This is a genomic window from Exiguobacterium artemiae 255-15 (assembly GCF_000019905.1).
Lineage (GTDB): Bacteria > Bacillota > Bacilli > Exiguobacteriales > Exiguobacteriaceae > Exiguobacterium_A > Exiguobacterium_A artemiae.
Genome location: NC_010556.1, coordinates 2,020,228 through 2,038,142, shown reverse-complemented (window position 1 = coordinate 2,038,142; position 17,915 = coordinate 2,020,228). Strand labels below are relative to the sequence as shown.

Here is a 17,915-nt window from a genome sequence, read left to right as displayed (position 1 = left end):
ACAGATTTCCTTCGATCCTGAAGGGAATCTGTTTTTTTATAAGGGGGACTGGAGATGGAACGGATATTTTTTGAACGGTCACCGGTTGAGGTGGCACCAGAATTGTTAGGGAGTCTGTTGACGGTCGAACACGTTACGATGCGGATTGTCGAAGTGGAGGCGTACCTTGGTCCGCACGATCAAGCCGCCCATTCCTACAGTGGACGACCGACAAAACGGACCGCGCCGATGTTTGGCCCGGCCGGTCATATCTATGTGTATTTCACCTATGGCATGCATCATTGTTTGAACATCGTCTGCGGGGAAGTCGGACAAGGATATGGGATTTTGCTTCGCGGAGCGGAAATCATCACCGGACACGATTTAGTTGCTGACCGCCGTTTTGGGAAGCCGTATGCGGAACTGACCAAAACCGAGCAAAAAAATCTCGTCAACGGTCCCGCTAAATTATGTCAGGCCTTCGGATTGAGAACGGACGATTCAGGTGCTGATCTCTACACGGATCACCGGTTTCAGATTGAGAACGGTCAAGCGACTGAAATCGTCCAGACGACGAGGATCGGGATTCCGAATGCGGGAGAAGCAACAGCGTATCCATGGCGGTTTTACGAACGGGAAAGCAATGGGGTCAGTAAAAAATAAACCGTATAAAAAAGATGTACCGCTGATGGATACATCCTGGCATCAAAAAACGTGTTTCTCTAAGAAGAGAAACACGTTTGCTGTTTTATCGTTTTGGTGTGTTGATTGATTTTTTAGATTGTTGCTTTTTATAGAATTTGTAGACGATCGGTCCAACCGTCGTAGCAAGCGTGATCAATGTTCTTAATTTCCCTTTTTTAGCAGCCATGAAATGTTTCACTCCTTAGTAAGTTGTACTAATCATATTCCACGAAAACAAAAACTTAAAACCTTTCTAGCACATTGGTTCTTTGCGAAAGGAAGTAAGATTGAGATAGTACGGGTAGAAAAGAGAAAGGAGCTGAGGATATGGCAGGAGTTGTATGGTACCGAAAAGATTTGCGGGTCGACGATCATGAGGCATTGACACGCGCATGCGAAGAAGAGAAGATAGTCCGTGCTGTTTTCGTTCGGCAGACAGCAGACGGTCGTGGCAAACAGCAGATGACATTTGAAGAGGAAACTCTACAATCCTTAAACGAACATTTGGTACAACTCGGCATCGAACTGACGATTTTACAAGGGGAGACGGTTGAACAACTGACATCGTTCATTCAACCGGAAGACGTCGTTTATTTTCACCGGATGACAGGTGAATATGAAGCACGACAGGAACAGGAAGTACAGAAGCGTTTTAACACGAGAATGTACGAGACCCAGACGCTCCATCTCCGGGACGATATCGGCAGTGACGAACTGAAACGTGTCTTTACGGCTTTCCGGAAACGAGTCGAACAAGATGGCCGGTTCGCGGAGCCGATCGAAGCACCCGGGAACATACAGTATATCGAACTGCCGCAAACGAGAGGTGGTTATGACCCGCGAACCGCATTTCCGTTCATCGGAGGCGAGGCGGCCGGCAGGAACCGGTTAGCAGCGTATCTGGAACAACCGATTTTTACCTACAAAGAAACACGGAACGGTTTTAACGTTGATGATTCTTCCAAACTCTCCGCCTGGCTTGCCAACGGTTCACTGTCCCCGCGACGGGTCATGGCAGAACTGCAACGGACGGAACAGGAACACGGCGCGAATGAATCGACCTACTGGCTATACTTTGAATTATTGTGGCGGGACTTCTTCCATTTGACGATGCGCGAGACGGGACACCGGCTGTTTCGCTCGAACGGTTTGAAGGACGGTCGCTTGACGTGGAAGACGGATCAGGCGGCAATCGATTCGTGGATGGCCGGCGAGACGGGAGAACCGTTTGTGGATGCCTTCATGCGGGAAATCAAGGACACCGGCTGGATGTCAAACCGGGGACGTCAAATTACAGCCAGTTATTTGATTCATGACTTGAAACAGGATTGGCGGATCGGCGCACGGTACTTTGAACAGCAGTTGATTGATTACGATGTTGCCTCCAATTACGGAAACTGGGCGTATATCGCAGGAGTCGGAAATGCGACCCGGACACCCCGGTTTAATCCTGAATTTCAACAACAAAAATATGATCCGAACAGAGCATTTATCCGACGTTGGATGTCAAGTGAAACGACTGAAAAATGATCAAATTTTAAGAGTCGGAACCAGTTGCATTTCGATAAGGGGAATGCTATATTAAATGCAACAGATGGGGTTCCTGAGATGTACGAGAGCCGCCTTTTATCTTTGAGCCACTCTTTTTTGATAGGGAGTTTGACGTTCCAACTAGTAGTACATGCCTCGTAACACAGCAGGAGGACGTACGAATAGGAATCGGATAAGACACCCACCTGCGCAGCAGGTTCAAAAATAAGGTATCGACACGGCACTTCGGGTCCCATCGTTTCTTTTTTAGATGAATCACACCATACGTCGCATGACGTTTTTTTTTATGATATAATTCCGAGTAAAACAGTATGAGTATTGTGAGGTTATGAGATGTTAAATCAATTTTCACGTAATGAACTGGCAATCGGTAAGACCGGACTTGACGCATTGGCATCCAAGTCTGTAGCGATTTTAGGAATCGGCGGCGTCGGTTCGTTTTCGGCGGAAGCCCTGGCACGCAGCGGTGTCGGACGTTTGATTCTGGTGGATAAAGATGATATTGATATCACAAACGTCAACCGTCAAATCCATGCGTTGCTTCCGACGGTCGGTCAGCCGAAAGTCGATGCAATGGCGGATCGCCTGATGCAAATCAACCCGGATTTAGAAATCGTCCGTTTGAAAATGTTCTACAACGAAGAAACATATGAAACCTTTTTCGCAGAAAATCCGGATTATGTGATTGATGCTTCGGATACCGTCTCGTTTAAGATTCATTTGATCAAAGAGTGTAAACAACGTCAGATTCCAATCATTTCGAGTATGGGAATGGCGAATAAGATGGATCCGACACGAATCAAGATCGTTGATATTAAAGATACGACTTACGATCCACTCGCAAAAGTGATCCGGACGCGCCTGCGTAAGGAAGGGATCCATAAAGGAGTCCCGGTCGTCTTTTCGGATGAACCACCGGTCAAAATCATCGAAGAAGTTCGTCAAGTCGTCGGAAACGATGAAGCCGTGATTCGAAAAGCTAAAATGCCGCCGAGTTCAAACGCGTTTGTCCCGTCGGTCGGTGGATTGATTGCGGCAAGTTATGTCATCAATGAGATTGTCCGGGAAGCCGGCGTCGTCATCGAACGTGTCCGTTAAAAAAAGCGACCTGTTGAGGTCGCTTTTTCTCATCGTTTACGGTTGTTTTTTCCAAAAGTCGAGCCGGGCCTGCAATTGTTTTTCGAACCCACGGGGACTTGGCTTGTAAAAAACGGGCTTGGTTCGTGCCAGATTTTCCGGCCAGTAGTTCTGTTTGACATATGCATGCGGAAACTGGTGTGGATACTGATATTCGACACCATTACCAAGTGCTGCAGCACCTGCATGATGAGCGTCCCGTAAATGCGGTGGAACCGGACCGCCGTCCGATCGACGGACGAGTTCAAGTGCCTGGTCGATCGCGGTAATGACCGTGTTCGATTTTGGTGCCGTCGCAAGATACAGCACCGTTTCGGCGAGTGGAATCCGTGCCTCCGGAAAACCGATGTATTCACAGGCCCGGGCACAGGCATCCACAATCAGCAAGGCCTGCGGATCCGATAATCCGATATCTTCTGCCGCGTGGACGTAGAGGCGACGGACGATGAAGCGGGGGCTTTCCCCGGCCTCAATCATGACGGCAAGCCAGTACAGGGCAGCATCGGGATCCGAACCGCGAATTGATTTGATAAAAGCTGAGATGACATCGTAATGCCGGTCTCCGTCCTTATCGTATTTCAAGGCTTTTTGCTGAATCGATTCTTCGGCTACGGAAAGATCAATCGTAATTTCACCGTCAATTTCCGGTGTCGTCAAAACGGCGAGTTCGAGTGCGTTGAGCAGTGCCCGGTAATCCCCGTCCGACAGTTTGACATAATGATCGACCGCTTCTTCTGTGACGGTAATCGGATATTTGCCGAGACCACGTTCTGTATCGTGTAACGTCCGGTGGAGGACGACCCGTAAATCTTCTGTCGTCGGCGTTTCAAACCGGAAGACAGTTGCCCGCGATAACAGAGCGGCATTGACTTCAAAACTCGGATTTTCCGTCGTCGCGCCAATCAGCGTGATCGTTCCGGCTTCGAGTGCAGGCAGTAAAGCATCCTGTTGCATTTTATTGAAACGATGAATTTCATCCAAAAATAAAATCGTTTTTTGTTGGTCAAACTGCAGTCGAGATTCCGCTGCTTTTAAAACTTCACGCAACTGATCCAGTTTTGCCGTGACAGCATTCAGCTGTTCGAATGCCGATTTCGTATAACTGGAAATGACACGGGCGAGCGTCGTTTTTCCGGTTCCCGGTGGTCCGTAAAAAATAACCGTCCCAAGCCGGTCGGCGAGAATTGCCCGGCGTAACAAGGTTGATTCTCCGATCAAATGGCGTTGGCCAACGATTTCGTCCAGTGATTGAGGGCGCATCCGATTGGCGAGCGGACCGGCCGGAGAATGTGATTCAAATAAATTAGCCATAGGTAGCGTTCCTTCTTTCAACTTTTAGCTACTACTATACTAGAAAGGATGTCTTTTCGCATGATGAAAATCTCGACAAAAGGCCGTTATGGTCTGACAATCATGATTGCACTCGCCAAAGGAGGCGAGGCAAAGCCGTTGTCTTTAAAAAAAATTGCCCAGATGTACGACCTGTCTGAACATTATCTGGAGCAATTGATTGCCCCGCTCCGAAACGGCGGTCTCGTCAAAAGTGTCCGCGGAGCATACGGTGGATATAAATTAGGCCGTTCGGCCGAAGAAATCACAGCAGGGGATATCATCCGTCTGCTTGAAGGTCCGCTTGTCGTCGTTGAAGGCGATAATTGTGACGAAGTGACGAAACGAAAATTGTGGGATAAAATTCAAAGTGCCGTCGATCAAGTTTTGGATACGACGACATTAAAAGATTTAGCCGAAGAAGATGACACGGGTTACATGTTTTATATATGAGAGGTGAAAAAACGATGATGTATTTTGATCACGCGGCAACAACGCCGATGCGGCCGGAAGTTTTGGAAAAGATGACGCCTTACATGCTCGAGCAATTCGGGAATCCGTCAAGCGTCCATGCATTCGGACGGACGGGACGGGCTGCGATTGACACGGCGCGAAGAATGATGGCAACGGAACTGAACGCCAAACCGACGGAAATTCTCTTTACGAGCGGCGGCACGGAGTCGGATAACTATGCCATCATCGGTGCCGCGATGCAGTATCAGTCGAAAGGCCGTCATGTCATCACGACACGGTTTGAACACCATGCCGTGCTCCATGCGTTCGAGGAACTGGAAAAGCGGGGATTCGACGTGACGTATCTTGAAATACCGGAGTCCGGCATCATAACGGAAGAGGCGTTACGGGCAGCCGTTCGGCCAGATACGATTCTAGTATCGATCATGTTCGGAAACAATGAGGTCGGGACGGTCCAGCCGATTGCGGCATGTGGTCGTTTCCTCCGGGAACAACAGATTATTTTCCATACCGATGCCGTCCAAGTCTTTGCGAAGTCGCCGATTGACGTGGAAGCGATGCAAATCGATTTGCTGTCGGCATCAAGTCATAAAATCAACGGACCAAAAGGCGTCGGCTTATTATATATCCGTTCTGCCGTCAAACTGGCTCCTCAATCGTATGGCGGGGAACAGGAACGAAAGCGTCGTGCCGGAACGGAAAATGTTGCCGGTATCGTCGGTTTTGCGGAAGCAGTCCGGCTGACGGCAACGGAACGCGAAGAACAGTTTGAACAGTATCAACTGTTGCGGCGTACATTGCTCGAACGGCTTCGTTCCTCAACGATTGAGTTTGAAGTCAACGGGACAGACGGATTGCCGCAAGTTCTCAACCTGTACTTCCCGGACGTCGAGATCGAACCGTTTTTGATTATGCTCGACATGCGGGGGATTGCCGTTTCGAGCGGAAGTGCCTGTACGGCAGGATCGGTCGAACCGTCACATGTCCTGTCAGCAATGTATGGTGAAAATCCGCGGACGAAACAATCGGTCCGGATCAGCTTTGGCCGGGGAAACGACCTGTCACAAGTCGAACTGCTCGCACAAGGCCTGATAGATGTCGTAAAATCGTTTCAGAACAATTAAGAGGTGAAAATAATGAATACACGCGCTAAAGCACCGGAGGAAACAACGGTCGTCGTCGGGATGTCCGGCGGTGTCGATTCTTCCGTTACGGCTTATTTATTAAAACAACAAGGTTACAACGTCATCGGGATTTTCATGAAAAACTGGGACGATACAGATGAGAACGGATTTTGTACAGCAACGGAAGATTACGAAGATGTCATCGCCGTCGCCAACCAAATCGGTATTCCCTATTATGCGGTCAATTTCGAGAAAGAGTACTGGGACAAAGTCTTTACGTACTTCCTCGATGAATATAAACTCGGCCGGACACCGAATCCGGATGTCATGTGTAATAAAGAAATCAAATTCAAAGCATTCCTTGACCATGCGATGCGCTTAGGCGCCGATTTCGTCGCGACAGGTCATTATGCCCGTGCCGTCTATGAAGACGGGGAGCATAAATTATTGCGCGGTGTCGATACAAATAAGGATCAAACGTATTTCCTGAACCAACTGTCGCAGGATCAGATTGCGAAAGCGATGTTCCCGATTGGACATATGGAAAAATCAGAAGTTCGGAAAATTGCCGAAGAAGCGAACCTTGCGACGGCCAAGAAAAAAGATTCAACCGGTATTTGTTTCATCGGGGAACGGAATTTCAAACAGTTCCTCAGTCAGTATCTGCCGGCACAACCCGGTGAAATGCGGACACTCGACGGTAAAACAATGGGGCGTCATGACGGTCTGATGTATTACACGATGGGACAACGTCACGGTCTTGGAATTGGTGGAGACGGTGAGCCGTGGTTCGTCGTCGGGAAAAACCTGCAAGACAACATCTTGTTCGTTGAGCAAGGATTCCACAATGAATTGCTTTATTCAGAAGGATTATATGCCTCTGACATCAGCTGGACGGCAACGATGCCGGCCGGAACAGAATTCCGCTGTACGGCGAAGTTCCGTTATCGTCAGACGGATACACCGGTCACGGTCCGTGTCCTCGACGGCGGACGTCTGGACGTTGCATTCGACGAACGGCAACGGGCGATTACTCCCGGACAAGCCGTCGTCTTTTATGACGGAGATGTCTGTCTCGGCGGAGCAACGATTGACGATGCCTACAAAGCAGGTCAAGCATTAACGTATCTTGCATAAGGGAGAGATTGGGATGAATTACAACGAAGTCGGATTCCGACATTTAGAATCCGGTAATTATGAATTAGCGGCTCAAGCTTTTAATGATGCCATTGAAGAACAGCCGAACGACCCGACCGGTTACGTCAACTTGGGGACATTACTCCAATCGATGGACGATGCCGACCGGGCACTCCGGTTTTACGATAAAGCCTTGACGATTGATCCGACGTTCGCCAGTGCCCATTATGCCAAAGGCGCCTTATACTTCTCGGCGGATTTATTGGTAGAGGCGGAAGAGTCGTTACGTCTTGCTTTGCTGCACGGACTCGATGATGCCGATCTCCATTTCATGCTCGGTCTGACGTATCAAAAGCTCGGGGATCCGGTTCGGGGGATTCCGCGTTTGAAACAGGCGACGGAACTGAACGGGGTGGATGTCGAAATCGCCTTCCAGTATGGTCTTGCTCTTGCTCAGAACGAGCAGATCGAAGAAGCGGCTGAAATTTTCGAACAAGTTCTGTTGCTCGAAGAAACACATACGGATGCCCGTTACAACTATGCCATCGCACTGGCCTTTTTAGGTCAGCAGGAAGCATGTTATACAGAGCTCGAAACCGTTCTTGCCTATCAACCAAACCATACGCTGGCGCAGGATGCCAAAGCGAAAATGGATGCCTTACTAAAATAACCAGGAAAAGACTCTGCTGTCGACGGCTTGTGGCAATCGATACAGCAGAGTCTTTCTTAGTGCCCGATCTCGCGGACGATGCGAAGCGGCGGACCGGAAAATTCCTCATAGGCTTCATCCATATTTTTCGTATAGAGCTCAATAACATTGTTTTCCGTATCTTTAAAATAAGCCGAGTATTCCTTGTCATTAGACGTCTCTTGTTCATCCCATTCCCGAATCTTGACGTCAATCGATGCACCCCGAAGCAAATCAAGTGCTTCGTTAAATTCGTCTTTCTCAATATAAAAGGCACAGTGGACATGAACGCCGCCTTCATCATACAGACTGTCCCACTCTGTCACGGGAAGGTTTTTGACGGTCCGTTCTTCCATCGTAAAGTCCCGTTTGAGCCAAAGCCCGAGACGGGTGTTTCCTCCGATGTACAACCATGTCGCCCAAATCCCATCCTGTTTTTCCTGTTCATGACTCGGCTCTGCATCTTCCGGTGCCCATTGTTCAACGATTGGAATACCGAGCGTTCCGTTCCAAAAGGCGACGGCCCGGTCCATGTCCTGCACTTCTAAAACTAATTCACATAATCCTGCGATCGGTAGACGTCCCATGTTTGTTCCTCCATTCAGATAATATATCAAGGAATGTTTCCCTCATTTAAAATCCCTTAAACGAGTGCTATGATAATAACTGAGTAACGGAGTCCAGAAAGAGAGCAGGTGGAGTGATGGAGCACCCCCATCAAGTAGTCGGTCGTATCAAACGTGTGCTTTTTTCCTCCGAAGAAGAAGCCCATTCCATCGTCCTGATGGCGATCAAGGAAAAAAACTTTGAACTAAAAGAAACGGAGCTTGTCGTTACGGGAACCGGTGTCGGAATCGAACTCGGCGGAACGTATCAAGCGTTCGGACGGTTGATTGATCATCCGCGATTTGGCAAACAACTAAAAGCAGAGTTGATCCGGCGTTCGGTCCCGATGACGAAACACGCTGCCGTCCGTTTTTTGACGAACGGATCGTTTACCGGCATTGGTCCGAAAACAGCGAAAAATATCGTCGATGCGCTCGGTGAAGATGCCATTGACATCATCTTAAAGGACAGTAAAGCACTCGATCGTGTCCCCGGGTTAAAACAGAAGCAGGCGGATGTCATCTTCAGCCGGCTCGCGACCTTATACGGTGTCGATCAACTGATGCTTTTTTTAGCACCGTTTGATGTCACCCCAAAACTCGCAGCAAAGATTTATGCAGCGTACGAAGGGGATGCGATGGCGAGAATTCGTGAAAATCCTTATTCCTTGATGTATGAGGTCAGTGGAATCGGTTTTAAGACAGCCGACCAAATTGCCTCGCATCTCGGACTTATCGGACTGCATCCGGAACGGGTCGCAGCATCCATCATGCATATACTGGAGCAGGAAGCGGGAGAAGGGCATGCATTCGCGACGGTCGAATCCCTGTTACAGCGGGCACCGCGTCTACTCGGTGAGGATCCGGGGGAACGCCTGGAACAAGCCATCGAGCTGTTGCTGACGGAAGATAAGGTCAAACTCGAAGAAGGTTGTTTGTATCTGCCGACGATTTTCTATGCGGAAGTCCGGGCGGCAAAAGAGTTGGCCCGTGTCATGGCGAACGGATCCGAGCAGGAAGTCGATGTGGCGACAATTTTGTCAGCCATCGGTCAACTCGAAGAACGGTTTGGTATGGAATACGCCGTTCAGCAACGGGAGGCGATTGAGCTTGCGGTCAAGGCACCGCTGATGGTCCTGACGGGCGGACCCGGTACGGGGAAGACGACGGTCATCAAAGGGATTTTGCATGCGCTTCAGGAAATCCATGATTGGCCGCTTGAAAAAAGTCAGGTCAAGTCAGGCGAAGTCTATCCGTATGTGCTCGTCGCACCAACCGGACGGGCGGCCAAACGGCTGTCGGAAGCAACGGACGTTCCGGCGATGACCATTCACCGCTTATTAAAATATGACGGGACGAACTTCCAGCTGGACGAAGACCAACCGATTGCCGGTAAAGTACTGATCATCGATGAATCGTCCATGATCGACATCTATCTGTTATCGAGTTTGTTACGGGCCGTGCCAAACGGCATGAAGATTTTATTCGTCGGCGACCGGGACCAGCTGCCGTCGGTCGGTCCGGGGCAAGTCCTTGCCGACTTGATGGATACGGACGGTATTCCGGTCGTCCGGCTCAACGTCGTCCATCGGCAGGCCGAAGATTCCTCGATTCTCCGGTTGGCCCACGATTTAAAAAACCGGGTCACGTCAGCTGATTTGCTGGCCCCTTTATCCGACCGTCGTTTTTATTCGCTTGCTCCGCAGGAATCGTTGCGCGGTATCGCGGCTTTTGCAGAAAAAGCACTGGCGAAAGGATATTCGAAGTTTGACGTTCAAATTTTAGCGCCGACGTACCGCGGACAGGTGGGCATCGACGAATTGAATATCGTTCTGCAAAAAGTCTACAATCCGGAAGCGCCGAAAAAACGGGAAGTCAAACAGGGGACACGGATTTACCGGAGCGGAGACAAGATTCTTCAGCTCGTCAACAATGCGGAAGAGAATGTCTACAACGGTGACATCGGTGAAATCGTCAATATCTTCTTTGCGAAGGAGAACGTGGATAAAGTCGATAAAATCATTGCCCGGTTCGATCAGACGGAAGTTGAATATAACCGGAGTGACTGGGATCAATTTACGCATGCTTACGCGATTACGATTCATAAAGCGCAAGGATCGGAGTTTCCGATTGTGTTGATGCCGGTCTTTTTCACCGGTGCCTTCAAGCATTCCCGGAATCTCATCTATACAGCCGTCACTCGGGCCAAAGCCAGTCTGCTGTTGTTCGGAGATCCCCGTGCCTTCCATAAAGCGTCACAAGAGGAAGAACCGCGCCGGCGGACACGGCTCATTGAACGGCTCGGCGGTATGACAAAGACTTGACTGAATGCATCAGATAGGTAATAATCACGGTAGATGAATGGACGCAAAACGTTGATGGAAGATAAGTAAATCGTAGTTTTCATGACCAGAGAGAGATGGAATTGCTGGAACCATCTTCATGACGATTCGATTGAAGCTCCTTCCGGAGTCGAGTGCAAACACTTGCGGGTAATCTCCGTTAACGGATTTTTCGAGGTAAAGGGAGCAATTGTCTTTACGAACGAGGGTGGTACCACGAGAGCGATGCTTTCGTCCCTTTTCAGGGATGAATGTATCGTTTTTTTGCGTTCAGGACAAATTAATCAATGGGGGTATTTTCGATGAAACCATTAAAACCGTTGACGGGTGCACAAATCCGTCAAATGTATCTCGACTTTTTCCAGTCTAAAGGGCACGCAATCGAACCAAGCGCATCACTCGTTCCAATTGAGGATCCGACGTTACTTTGGATCAACTCGGGTGTCGCTACGTTAAAAAAATATTTTGATGGACGGGTCATTCCGCAAAATCCACGGATTGTCAACGCACAGAAATCCATCCGGACGAACGATATCGAAAACGTCGGGAAAACAGCACGTCACCATACGTTTTTTGAAATGCTCGGAAACTTTTCGGTCGGCGATTACTTCCGCGAAGATGCGATCAAATGGGGCTGGGAACTCTTGACGAGTGACGAGTGGTACGGTCTTGATCCGGATCGTCTTTCCGTAACGATTCACCCGGAAGACGATGCTGCGCGTCAAATCTGGCTCGAACTGGGTGTGCCGGCTGAGCGCATCATCCCGCTTGAAGATAACTTCTGGGAAATCGGGGAAGGTCCTTCAGGTCCGAACACGGAGATTTTCTTCGACCGTGGACCGGCTTTCGGCGATGATCCGAACGACTCTGAACTCTATCCGGGCGGCGAGAACGAACGGTACCTTGAAATCTGGAATATCGTATTCAGTCAATATAATCATGACGGACACGGCAACTATACAGAATTACCGCGTAAAAACATCGATACCGGAATGGGTCTTGAGCGGATGGCGAGCGTCATGCAGGACGTACCGACGAACTTTGATACGGACTTGTTCATGCCGATCATCCACAAAACGGAAGAAATCAGCGGGAAACGTTATCGCGAAGACACAAAACTGGATGTCGCGTTCAAAGTCATCGCGGACCACATCCGCACGGTTGCTTTTGCCATCGGAGACGGAGCGTTGCCTTCGAACGAAGGACGCGGTTATGTCTTACGCCGATTGCTTCGTCGTGCTGTCCGTTATGCAAAAATGCTTGGGATTGAACGTCCGTTCATGTACGAACTCGTTGATACAGTCGGCAGCGTCATGGTCGATTTTTATCCGCAAGTTCCGGAAAAAGCAGATTTCATCAAACGTGTCATCAAAAACGAGGAAGAGCGATTCCACGAGACATTACATGACGGTCTTGCCATCCTGAACACAGTGGCACAAGCTGCCAAAAATAACGGCGAACATATCATCAGCGGAGAAGATGCTTTCCGTTTGTATGATACGTACGGTTTCCCGCTTGAACTGACGGTTGAATATGCGGAAGATCATCAGATGTCGGTCGATGAAGAAGGATTTAAACGGGCGATGGATGAGCAGCGTAAACGTGCCCGTGCTGCCCGTGAAGACGGCGGTTCGATGCAACAACAATCAGAAGTATTGGCAACTTTGACTGTTCCAAGTCAATTCGTTGGTTATACGGACCTTGAGGCGGATGCAAAAATCATTGCTTTGTTGCATGATGGAGAACGAGTAACAGAAGTCGCTGCCGGCGAGGAAGCACAATTGTTGCTTGATGTTACACCGTTTTATGCAGAGAGCGGCGGAGAAGTGGCTGACTCAGGAACAATCACGGGTCCGGATTTCGTCCTCGATGTCAAAGATGTCCAAAAAGCACCAAACGGTCAAAATCTGCATACCGTTGTGGTCCGGACAGGGATTGCTTTAGCGGATGCATCCGTTCATGCCGCGGTCGAAGCATCGTCGCGTCAAGCCATCACGAAAAACCATACGGCAACCCACTTGTTGCATAAAGCGTTGAAAGACACACTCGGAACACACGTCAACCAAGCGGGTTCACTTGTTTCAGCGGAACGTCTGCGCTTTGACTTCTCGCACTTCGGAGCAGTAACGGCCGAAGAATTAGCAACAATCGAACAGGATGTCAACCAAGCGATTTGGGCATCACTTGCAGTCGAAATTGAAGAGATGAACATTGCTGATGCGAAAGCAAAAGGGGCAATGGCACTGTTTGGTGAAAAATACGGCGAGACGGTTCGTGTCGTTTCGGCTGGAACCTATTCGATCGAACTCTGTGGCGGGATTCACGTCCGCAATACAGCGGAAATCGGTCTGTTCAAGATTGTTTCCGAATCAGGCATCGGAGCCGGAACACGCAGGATTGAAGCTGTTACAGGAGCAGGCGCTTACCATGTCATGAACGGTCACCTGCAGACACTCGAGCAGGCAGCACGTGTCCTGAAAACGAAAACGACGGAAGTACCGGGACGAATCGAAGCACTTCAAGTCCAGCTTCGCGAAACGGAACGGGCACACGAATCATTGCAGGCAAAACTTGCAAACATCGAAGCGGCGTCACTTAAAGATGATGTCGAGCAGATCAACGGCGTCCAGGTGCTTGCGAAGCAAGTCGACGTCTCGGATATGGATGCCCTTCGCGGCATGATGGACGAACTGAAGTCAAGTCTCGGTTCGGCAATCATCGTCCTCGGTAGTGCGCAGGGAGACAAAGTCAACCTCGTTGCGAGTGTCTCAAAAGACTTAATCGATCAAGGGTACCATGCCGGTAAATTGATCAAGGAAGTAGCCACACGTTGCGGCGGCGGTGGTGGCGGTCGTCCGGACATGGCACAGGCCGGCGGAAAAGATCCTGCAAAATTAAACGAAGCTCTTGCGTTTACTTCACATTACGTGCAATCACTGGCATAATAGAGAAGTAGTGTAAATGAAAGAGGTGATTAACGTGAGTCAGATGGATCAAACGATGAAATTTAATTTTCCAGAAGACGATAGCCAGGCGGCGACACGCGAAGTATTGCTGACGGTCTATCATGCTTTAGAAGAAAAAGGCTATCATCCGATCAACCAAATCGTCGGATATCTACTTTCCGGTGATCCTGCTTACATTCCTCGTCATAACGATGCACGTAATATGATCCGAAAGATTGAGCGTGATGAACTACTGGAAGAACTCGTGAAATCTTATCTATCGGAGAGTGGAGACAAAAAATGAAGCGTGCCATCGGACTTGATGTCGGTTCGAAGACGATCGGTGTTGCGGTGAGTGATTTGATGGGCTGGACAGCACAAGGCGTCGAAACCATCAAATGGACAGAACCTGAATACCCGGTCGCCTTCAAACGACTCGAGGCAATTATTAAGGAATACGGTGTCGAAATCATCGTCATCGGACATCCGAAAAACATGAATGGGTCAATTGGTCCCAGAGCTGAGGCGAGTGAAGCGTTCGCGCGTGAAATCGAAACCCAGACGGGCCTTTCGACTGTTCTTGTCGACGAGAGACTGACGACGATGCAGGCAGAACGTATGCTGATCGATGCCGATGTCAGTCGGAAAAAACGGAAACAAGTCATCGATAAGATGGCAGCAGTCATGATCCTGCAATCTTATTTGGATCGGGCAAATCGATAAGGAGGAAATGAGATGTCTGAAGAAAAACGGCAGTATCTCTTTCCTGATGAAGACGGTGGCGAACATCTTTTCGAAGAATGGTACCGTTATGTCAGTGAGCGAACCGGCAAGACCTATTTATTTCTCGAAATGATCGGTCATCCGGAAGAGGGCGCAGATGATTTAATCATTTGCGAAATCGACGAGTTTGGCGAAGGCGAAGATGATTTTGAATTGAGCCTGATTGATGAAAACGATGAGCAGACTTGGGATGAACTTGAGGCTGCATTAAAGGAGCGGATGAATGATGCAACAGAATGAACCTACACATTACGTAATTCCCGATGGGGAAGGCAACGAATTTAAATTTGCCGAGCGTTTACGGTATGAAAGCCCACGCTCAAGCAAAACTTACATTTTCCTTGAGCCGGTCGGCGCGGATTATGATGAAGCAGAAGAAGTCGACATCTTCGTTTATGAGTTAGAAGAGTACGGTGAAGGTGATGATGATTTCAACCTCGTTCCAATCGCAGAAGACGATGCAGAAACTTGGGATGAAATTGAAGAAGTCTTTAATACATTAGAAGACGAGCTTGACTAAACCGACTCGTGTATAAGGTGGTGTCGTCAGAGCAATGGCTCTTTCGATATCACCTTGTTTTAAGAGAAGAAGGAGGAACCGATGGAGAATGAATGGAAGAAAAATGCTGAAATCGAACAGAAACGTCGCCGGACATCGCGCCGGATAACGTTAATCATCCTTTCAGTATTGTTCACGATTTTCTTAGTAGCAGGAGCAGCCATCTACATCTTTTTAAAGAGTTCACTCGAACCGGTCAACGAAGAGGCGACGAAGTCTGTCAAGGTTGAGATTCCTTTAGGCGCCGGTACAAGTACGATTTCAAGCATTCTTAAAGAAAAAGATTTAATCGCGAACGAAACGATTTTCCGCTATTATGTCCGCTATAAGAATGAATCGTCATTCCAAGCCGGGACATACACGTTGACTCAAGCGATGACACCGGACGAAATCATCAATGAATTGAAGACCGGAACAGTCATGAAAGCAGCAGATGTCAAAATCACGCTCCCTGAAGGAATCACAATGGATCGTCAAATTGCCATCATCGCGAAAGCAACCGGGTTTAAAGCTGACTCCATCCGTAAATCCCTGACAGATGAGGCATATATTAAAACATTGATTGAAAAGTATCCGATGTTGACGGATGAAGTGACGAAGCAGGGCGTCCTCTATTCACTCGAAGGCTATCTCTTCCCGGCGACATACGAATTCGACAAAGGAAAAAGCATCAATCAAATTGCCGAAACGATGTTGGATGAGATGGAAAAGATTTATGATGCGAATGCCGATGCCATTAAGAAATCAGGCATGACTTTCCATGAAGTGTTGAGTCTCGGATCCATGGTGGAGCGGGAAGCCGCAACACCAGACGATCGTCGTGAGATTGCCGGTGTCTTTACGAACCGGCTGAACGACGGGATGAAACTCCAATCGGATCCAACGGTCTGGTACGGTACAGGAGAAAATACAGCATTGACGACATTAAAGGATTTGGAGAACAATTCGAAATACAATACGTACAAGTATGAGGGGATTCCGATCGGTCCGATTTCAACCGTCAGTGAAGATTCAATTCTTGCCGTCCTTAATCCTAAAAAGACGAAATACGTTTATTTCTTTGCCCGACCACCAAGTGATAAAAATCCACGCGGTCAAATTCTTTATGAGGAAACCTATGAGGAACATCAACGTAATGTTGTGAAGTACAAACCGGAATGGGTCGAATACGAAGCAAGTAAAGAGCAATGAACAGGAGGTTGATCGGGAACGGTATGTTCGTTCCCGGTCAACCTGTTTATGCGCAGAAGGAGTGAATTCCGAATGAATGATTTTACAGCGTATGTCGAAGGGATGATTCGGCCACGTGATCCCTTGTTACAGGAAATGGAAGCATACGCGAAAGAGCACCATATTCCAATCATTGAACTGACGGGATCGGAAGTTTTGTTATCGTTATTGACGTTACAACAACCGAAACGAATCCTTGAACTTGGTACAGCGATTGGGTACAGTGCGATTCGGATGGCTCGCGCCTTACCGGATGCCCGGATCACGACAGTAGAACGAAATGCGAAACGATACGCCGAAGCCAAGATGTTCATTGAACGTTCAGACGTCGCGGACCGGATTGACATCGTTTTTGCGGATGCAGTAGAATTAGCCGAAACCCTTGAACAGCAATTTGATGCCGTGTTCATCGATGCGGCCAAAGGGCAGTATAAAAAATTCTTTAACGGTTATGGGCGATTGGTGCCAATAGGCGGAGTTTTATATACGGATAACCTATTTTTGCACGGGGATGTCCTGGAGACGGATCCGAAGACGTTTGACCGGAGAAGACGGCGGCTTGTCCGTCTGGTCAAAGAATTTACGGCATGGATGATGGAGCAAGACCAATATGATACGACGATTTTCCCGCTTGGAGACGGTGTGTCCGTCAGCCGGAAAGTGAAGTCGGAATGAATGATGGAGGTACGAATTCAATGCAAAAACCGGTTGTAATTGGTGTGGCTGGAGGAACTGGTTCAGGAAAGACGACGGTCGCACGTTCACTTGTCGACGCATTCCCGAGTGAATCCATCGTCATGATCGAGCAGGATGCTTACTATAAGGACCAAAGTGAATTATCGATGGAAGAGCGCTATCAAACAAACTATGATCATCCATTTGCCTTTGACAATGATTTGCTGATTGAACATATCAAAGCGTTGCGCGAAAACCAGGCGGTTGAAAAACCGGTCTATGATTACGTTGCGCACACACGGGCAACGGAGACGATTCCGCTTGATCCACGTGACGTCATCATCGTCGAAGGTATTTTAGCGCTTGAAGATGAACGTTTACGGGAATTGATGGATATTAAAGTCTTCGTGGATACAGATGCCGATGTTCGGATTCTGCGCCGGATGCAACGTGATATGAATGAACGAGGACGTTCGATTGATTCTGTCGTCGAGCAGTATACGAAAGTCGTCCGTCCGATGCATCTTCAGTTTTGTGAACCCACAAAACGATATGCCGACATCATTGTTCCCGAAGGTGGAGAAAACCATGTGGCAATCGATTTACTCGTCACGAAGATCCGTGCGATTCTCGATTATCGATCTTCACTTGATCAAAGAGGATATTGATTCCA

At 48.6% G+C, this 17,915-nt stretch carries 19 protein-coding genes, 1 other RNA gene and 1 other annotated feature; of the genes, 17 read left to right on the top strand and 3 right to left on the bottom strand.

Annotated features, from left to right (window positions below):
• The first annotated feature begins 54 nt into the window (after positions 1–54).
• Positions 55–642 carry a DNA-3-methyladenine glycosylase gene (locus EXIG_RS10655; RefSeq protein WP_012370954.1) on the top strand — a complete coding sequence of 196 codons (588 nt, stop codon included), beginning with the start codon at positions 55–57 and terminating at the stop codon, positions 640–642.
• Positions 643–727: 85 nt separating this feature from the next.
• On the opposite strand, the gene EXIG_RS16175 is transcribed toward EXIG_RS10655, so the two are convergent.
• A complete protein-coding gene (locus EXIG_RS16175; RefSeq protein ID WP_012370953.1) occupies positions 728–850 on the bottom strand; it encodes a hypothetical protein in 123 nt (40 codons plus the stop codon).
• Between the two features lie 140 nt (positions 851–990).
• Between EXIG_RS16175 and EXIG_RS10650 the strand changes: the two genes are divergently transcribed.
• The 3 genes from EXIG_RS10650 (at position 991) to EXIG_RS10645 (ending at position 3,312) form a co-directional block, all read left to right on the top strand.
• On the top strand, positions 991–2,193 hold the full coding sequence (locus EXIG_RS10650) for a DASH family cryptochrome (RefSeq protein WP_012370952.1): 1,203 nt from the start codon (positions 991–993) through the stop codon (positions 2,191–2,193).
• A 67-nt stretch (positions 2,194–2,260) separates the two neighbouring features.
• A non-coding RNA gene (gene ssrS / locus EXIG_RS15770) (6S RNA) lies at positions 2,261–2,450 on the top strand.
• A 97-nt stretch (positions 2,451–2,547) separates the two neighbouring features.
• Entirely contained in the window at positions 2,548–3,312 is a 765-nt protein-coding gene (locus tag EXIG_RS10645) for a tRNA threonylcarbamoyladenosine dehydratase (protein WP_012370951.1), read from the top strand.
• A gap of 36 nt (positions 3,313–3,348) precedes the next feature.
• Here the strand turns inward: EXIG_RS10645 and EXIG_RS10640 are convergent, their stop codons facing one another.
• Positions 3,349–4,662, bottom strand: coding sequence for a replication-associated recombination protein A (locus EXIG_RS10640; protein ID WP_012370950.1), 1,314 nt, complete (start codon positions 4,660–4,662; stop codon positions 3,349–3,351).
• Between the two features lie 63 nt (positions 4,663–4,725).
• On the opposite strand from EXIG_RS10640, the gene cymR reads away from it, so the two are divergent.
• The 4 genes from cymR to EXIG_RS10620 are packed head-to-tail and all read left to right on the top strand — an operon-like array spanning position 4,726 to position 8,085.
• Entirely contained in the window at positions 4,726–5,133 is a 408-nt protein-coding gene (cymR, locus tag EXIG_RS10635) for a cysteine metabolism transcriptional regulator CymR (protein ID WP_041261991.1), read from the top strand.
• Between the two features lie 14 nt (positions 5,134–5,147).
• The gene (locus EXIG_RS10630) at positions 5,148–6,278 is read left to right on the top strand and encodes a cysteine desulfurase family protein (RefSeq protein WP_012370948.1); all 1,131 of its coding nucleotides are present in this window, start codon (positions 5,148–5,150) and stop codon (positions 6,276–6,278) included.
• A 12-nt stretch (positions 6,279–6,290) separates the two neighbouring features.
• Complete coding sequence (gene mnmA, locus EXIG_RS10625) at positions 6,291–7,415, top strand: tRNA 2-thiouridine(34) synthase MnmA (RefSeq protein WP_012370947.1); 1,125 nt, start codon at positions 6,291–6,293, stop codon at positions 7,413–7,415.
• Positions 7,416–7,428: 13 nt separating this feature from the next.
• A complete protein-coding gene (locus EXIG_RS10620; protein WP_012370946.1) occupies positions 7,429–8,085 on the top strand; it encodes a tetratricopeptide repeat protein in 657 nt (218 codons plus the stop codon).
• Between the two features lie 56 nt (positions 8,086–8,141).
• Here EXIG_RS10620 and EXIG_RS10615 read toward each other — a convergent pair whose 3' ends face one another.
• Positions 8,142–8,690, bottom strand: a complete 549-nt coding sequence (locus EXIG_RS10615) for a VOC family protein (protein WP_012370945.1) — start codon at positions 8,688–8,690, stop codon at positions 8,142–8,144.
• Between the two features lie 116 nt (positions 8,691–8,806).
• On the opposite strand from EXIG_RS10615, the gene recD2 reads away from it, so the two are divergent.
• From recD2 to udk, 9 genes are all read left to right on the top strand, one after another.
• On the top strand, positions 8,807–11,032 hold the full coding sequence (gene recD2 / locus EXIG_RS10610) for an SF1B family DNA helicase RecD2 (protein WP_012370944.1): 2,226 nt from the start codon (positions 8,807–8,809) through the stop codon (positions 11,030–11,032).
• 42 nt (positions 11,033–11,074) lie between these two features.
• Positions 11,075–11,292: a binding site (T-box leader), on the top strand.
• A gap of 60 nt (positions 11,293–11,352) precedes the next feature.
• Entirely contained in the window at positions 11,353–13,995 is a 2,643-nt protein-coding gene (gene alaS / locus EXIG_RS10605; RefSeq protein ID WP_012370943.1) for an alanine--tRNA ligase, read from the top strand.
• 34 nt (positions 13,996–14,029) lie between these two features.
• A complete protein-coding gene (locus tag EXIG_RS10600) occupies positions 14,030–14,299 on the top strand; it encodes an IreB family regulatory phosphoprotein (RefSeq protein ID WP_026827846.1) in 270 nt (89 codons plus the stop codon).
• Positions 14,296–14,718 carry a Holliday junction resolvase RuvX gene (gene ruvX, locus EXIG_RS10595; RefSeq protein WP_012370941.1) on the top strand — a complete coding sequence of 141 codons (423 nt, stop codon included), beginning with the start codon at positions 14,296–14,298 and terminating at the stop codon, positions 14,716–14,718. The genes EXIG_RS10600 and ruvX overlap by 4 nt, the downstream gene beginning before the upstream one ends.
• Positions 14,719–14,730: 12 nt before the next feature.
• Positions 14,731–15,018 (top strand): DUF1292 domain-containing protein, encoded by a 288-nt coding sequence (locus EXIG_RS10590; protein ID WP_012370940.1) that lies wholly within the window; start codon positions 14,731–14,733, stop codon positions 15,016–15,018.
• Positions 15,005–15,298: a DUF1292 domain-containing protein gene (locus EXIG_RS10585; protein ID WP_012370939.1), complete on the top strand. Its 294-nt coding sequence runs from the start codon at positions 15,005–15,007 to the stop codon at positions 15,296–15,298. The genes EXIG_RS10590 and EXIG_RS10585 overlap by 14 nt, the downstream gene beginning before the upstream one ends.
• A gap of 81 nt (positions 15,299–15,379) precedes the next feature.
• The gene (gene mltG / locus EXIG_RS10580) at positions 15,380–16,528 is read left to right on the top strand and encodes an endolytic transglycosylase MltG (RefSeq protein ID WP_012370938.1); all 1,149 of its coding nucleotides are present in this window, start codon (positions 15,380–15,382) and stop codon (positions 16,526–16,528) included.
• Positions 16,529–16,600: 72 nt separating this feature from the next.
• A complete protein-coding gene (locus EXIG_RS10575) occupies positions 16,601–17,242 on the top strand; it encodes an O-methyltransferase (RefSeq protein ID WP_012370937.1) in 642 nt (213 codons plus the stop codon).
• 20 nt (positions 17,243–17,262) lie between these two features.
• Positions 17,263–17,910, top strand: coding sequence for a uridine kinase (gene udk / locus EXIG_RS10570; RefSeq protein ID WP_012370936.1), 648 nt, complete (start codon positions 17,263–17,265; stop codon positions 17,908–17,910).
• Positions 17,911–17,915: the final 5 nt, after the last annotated feature.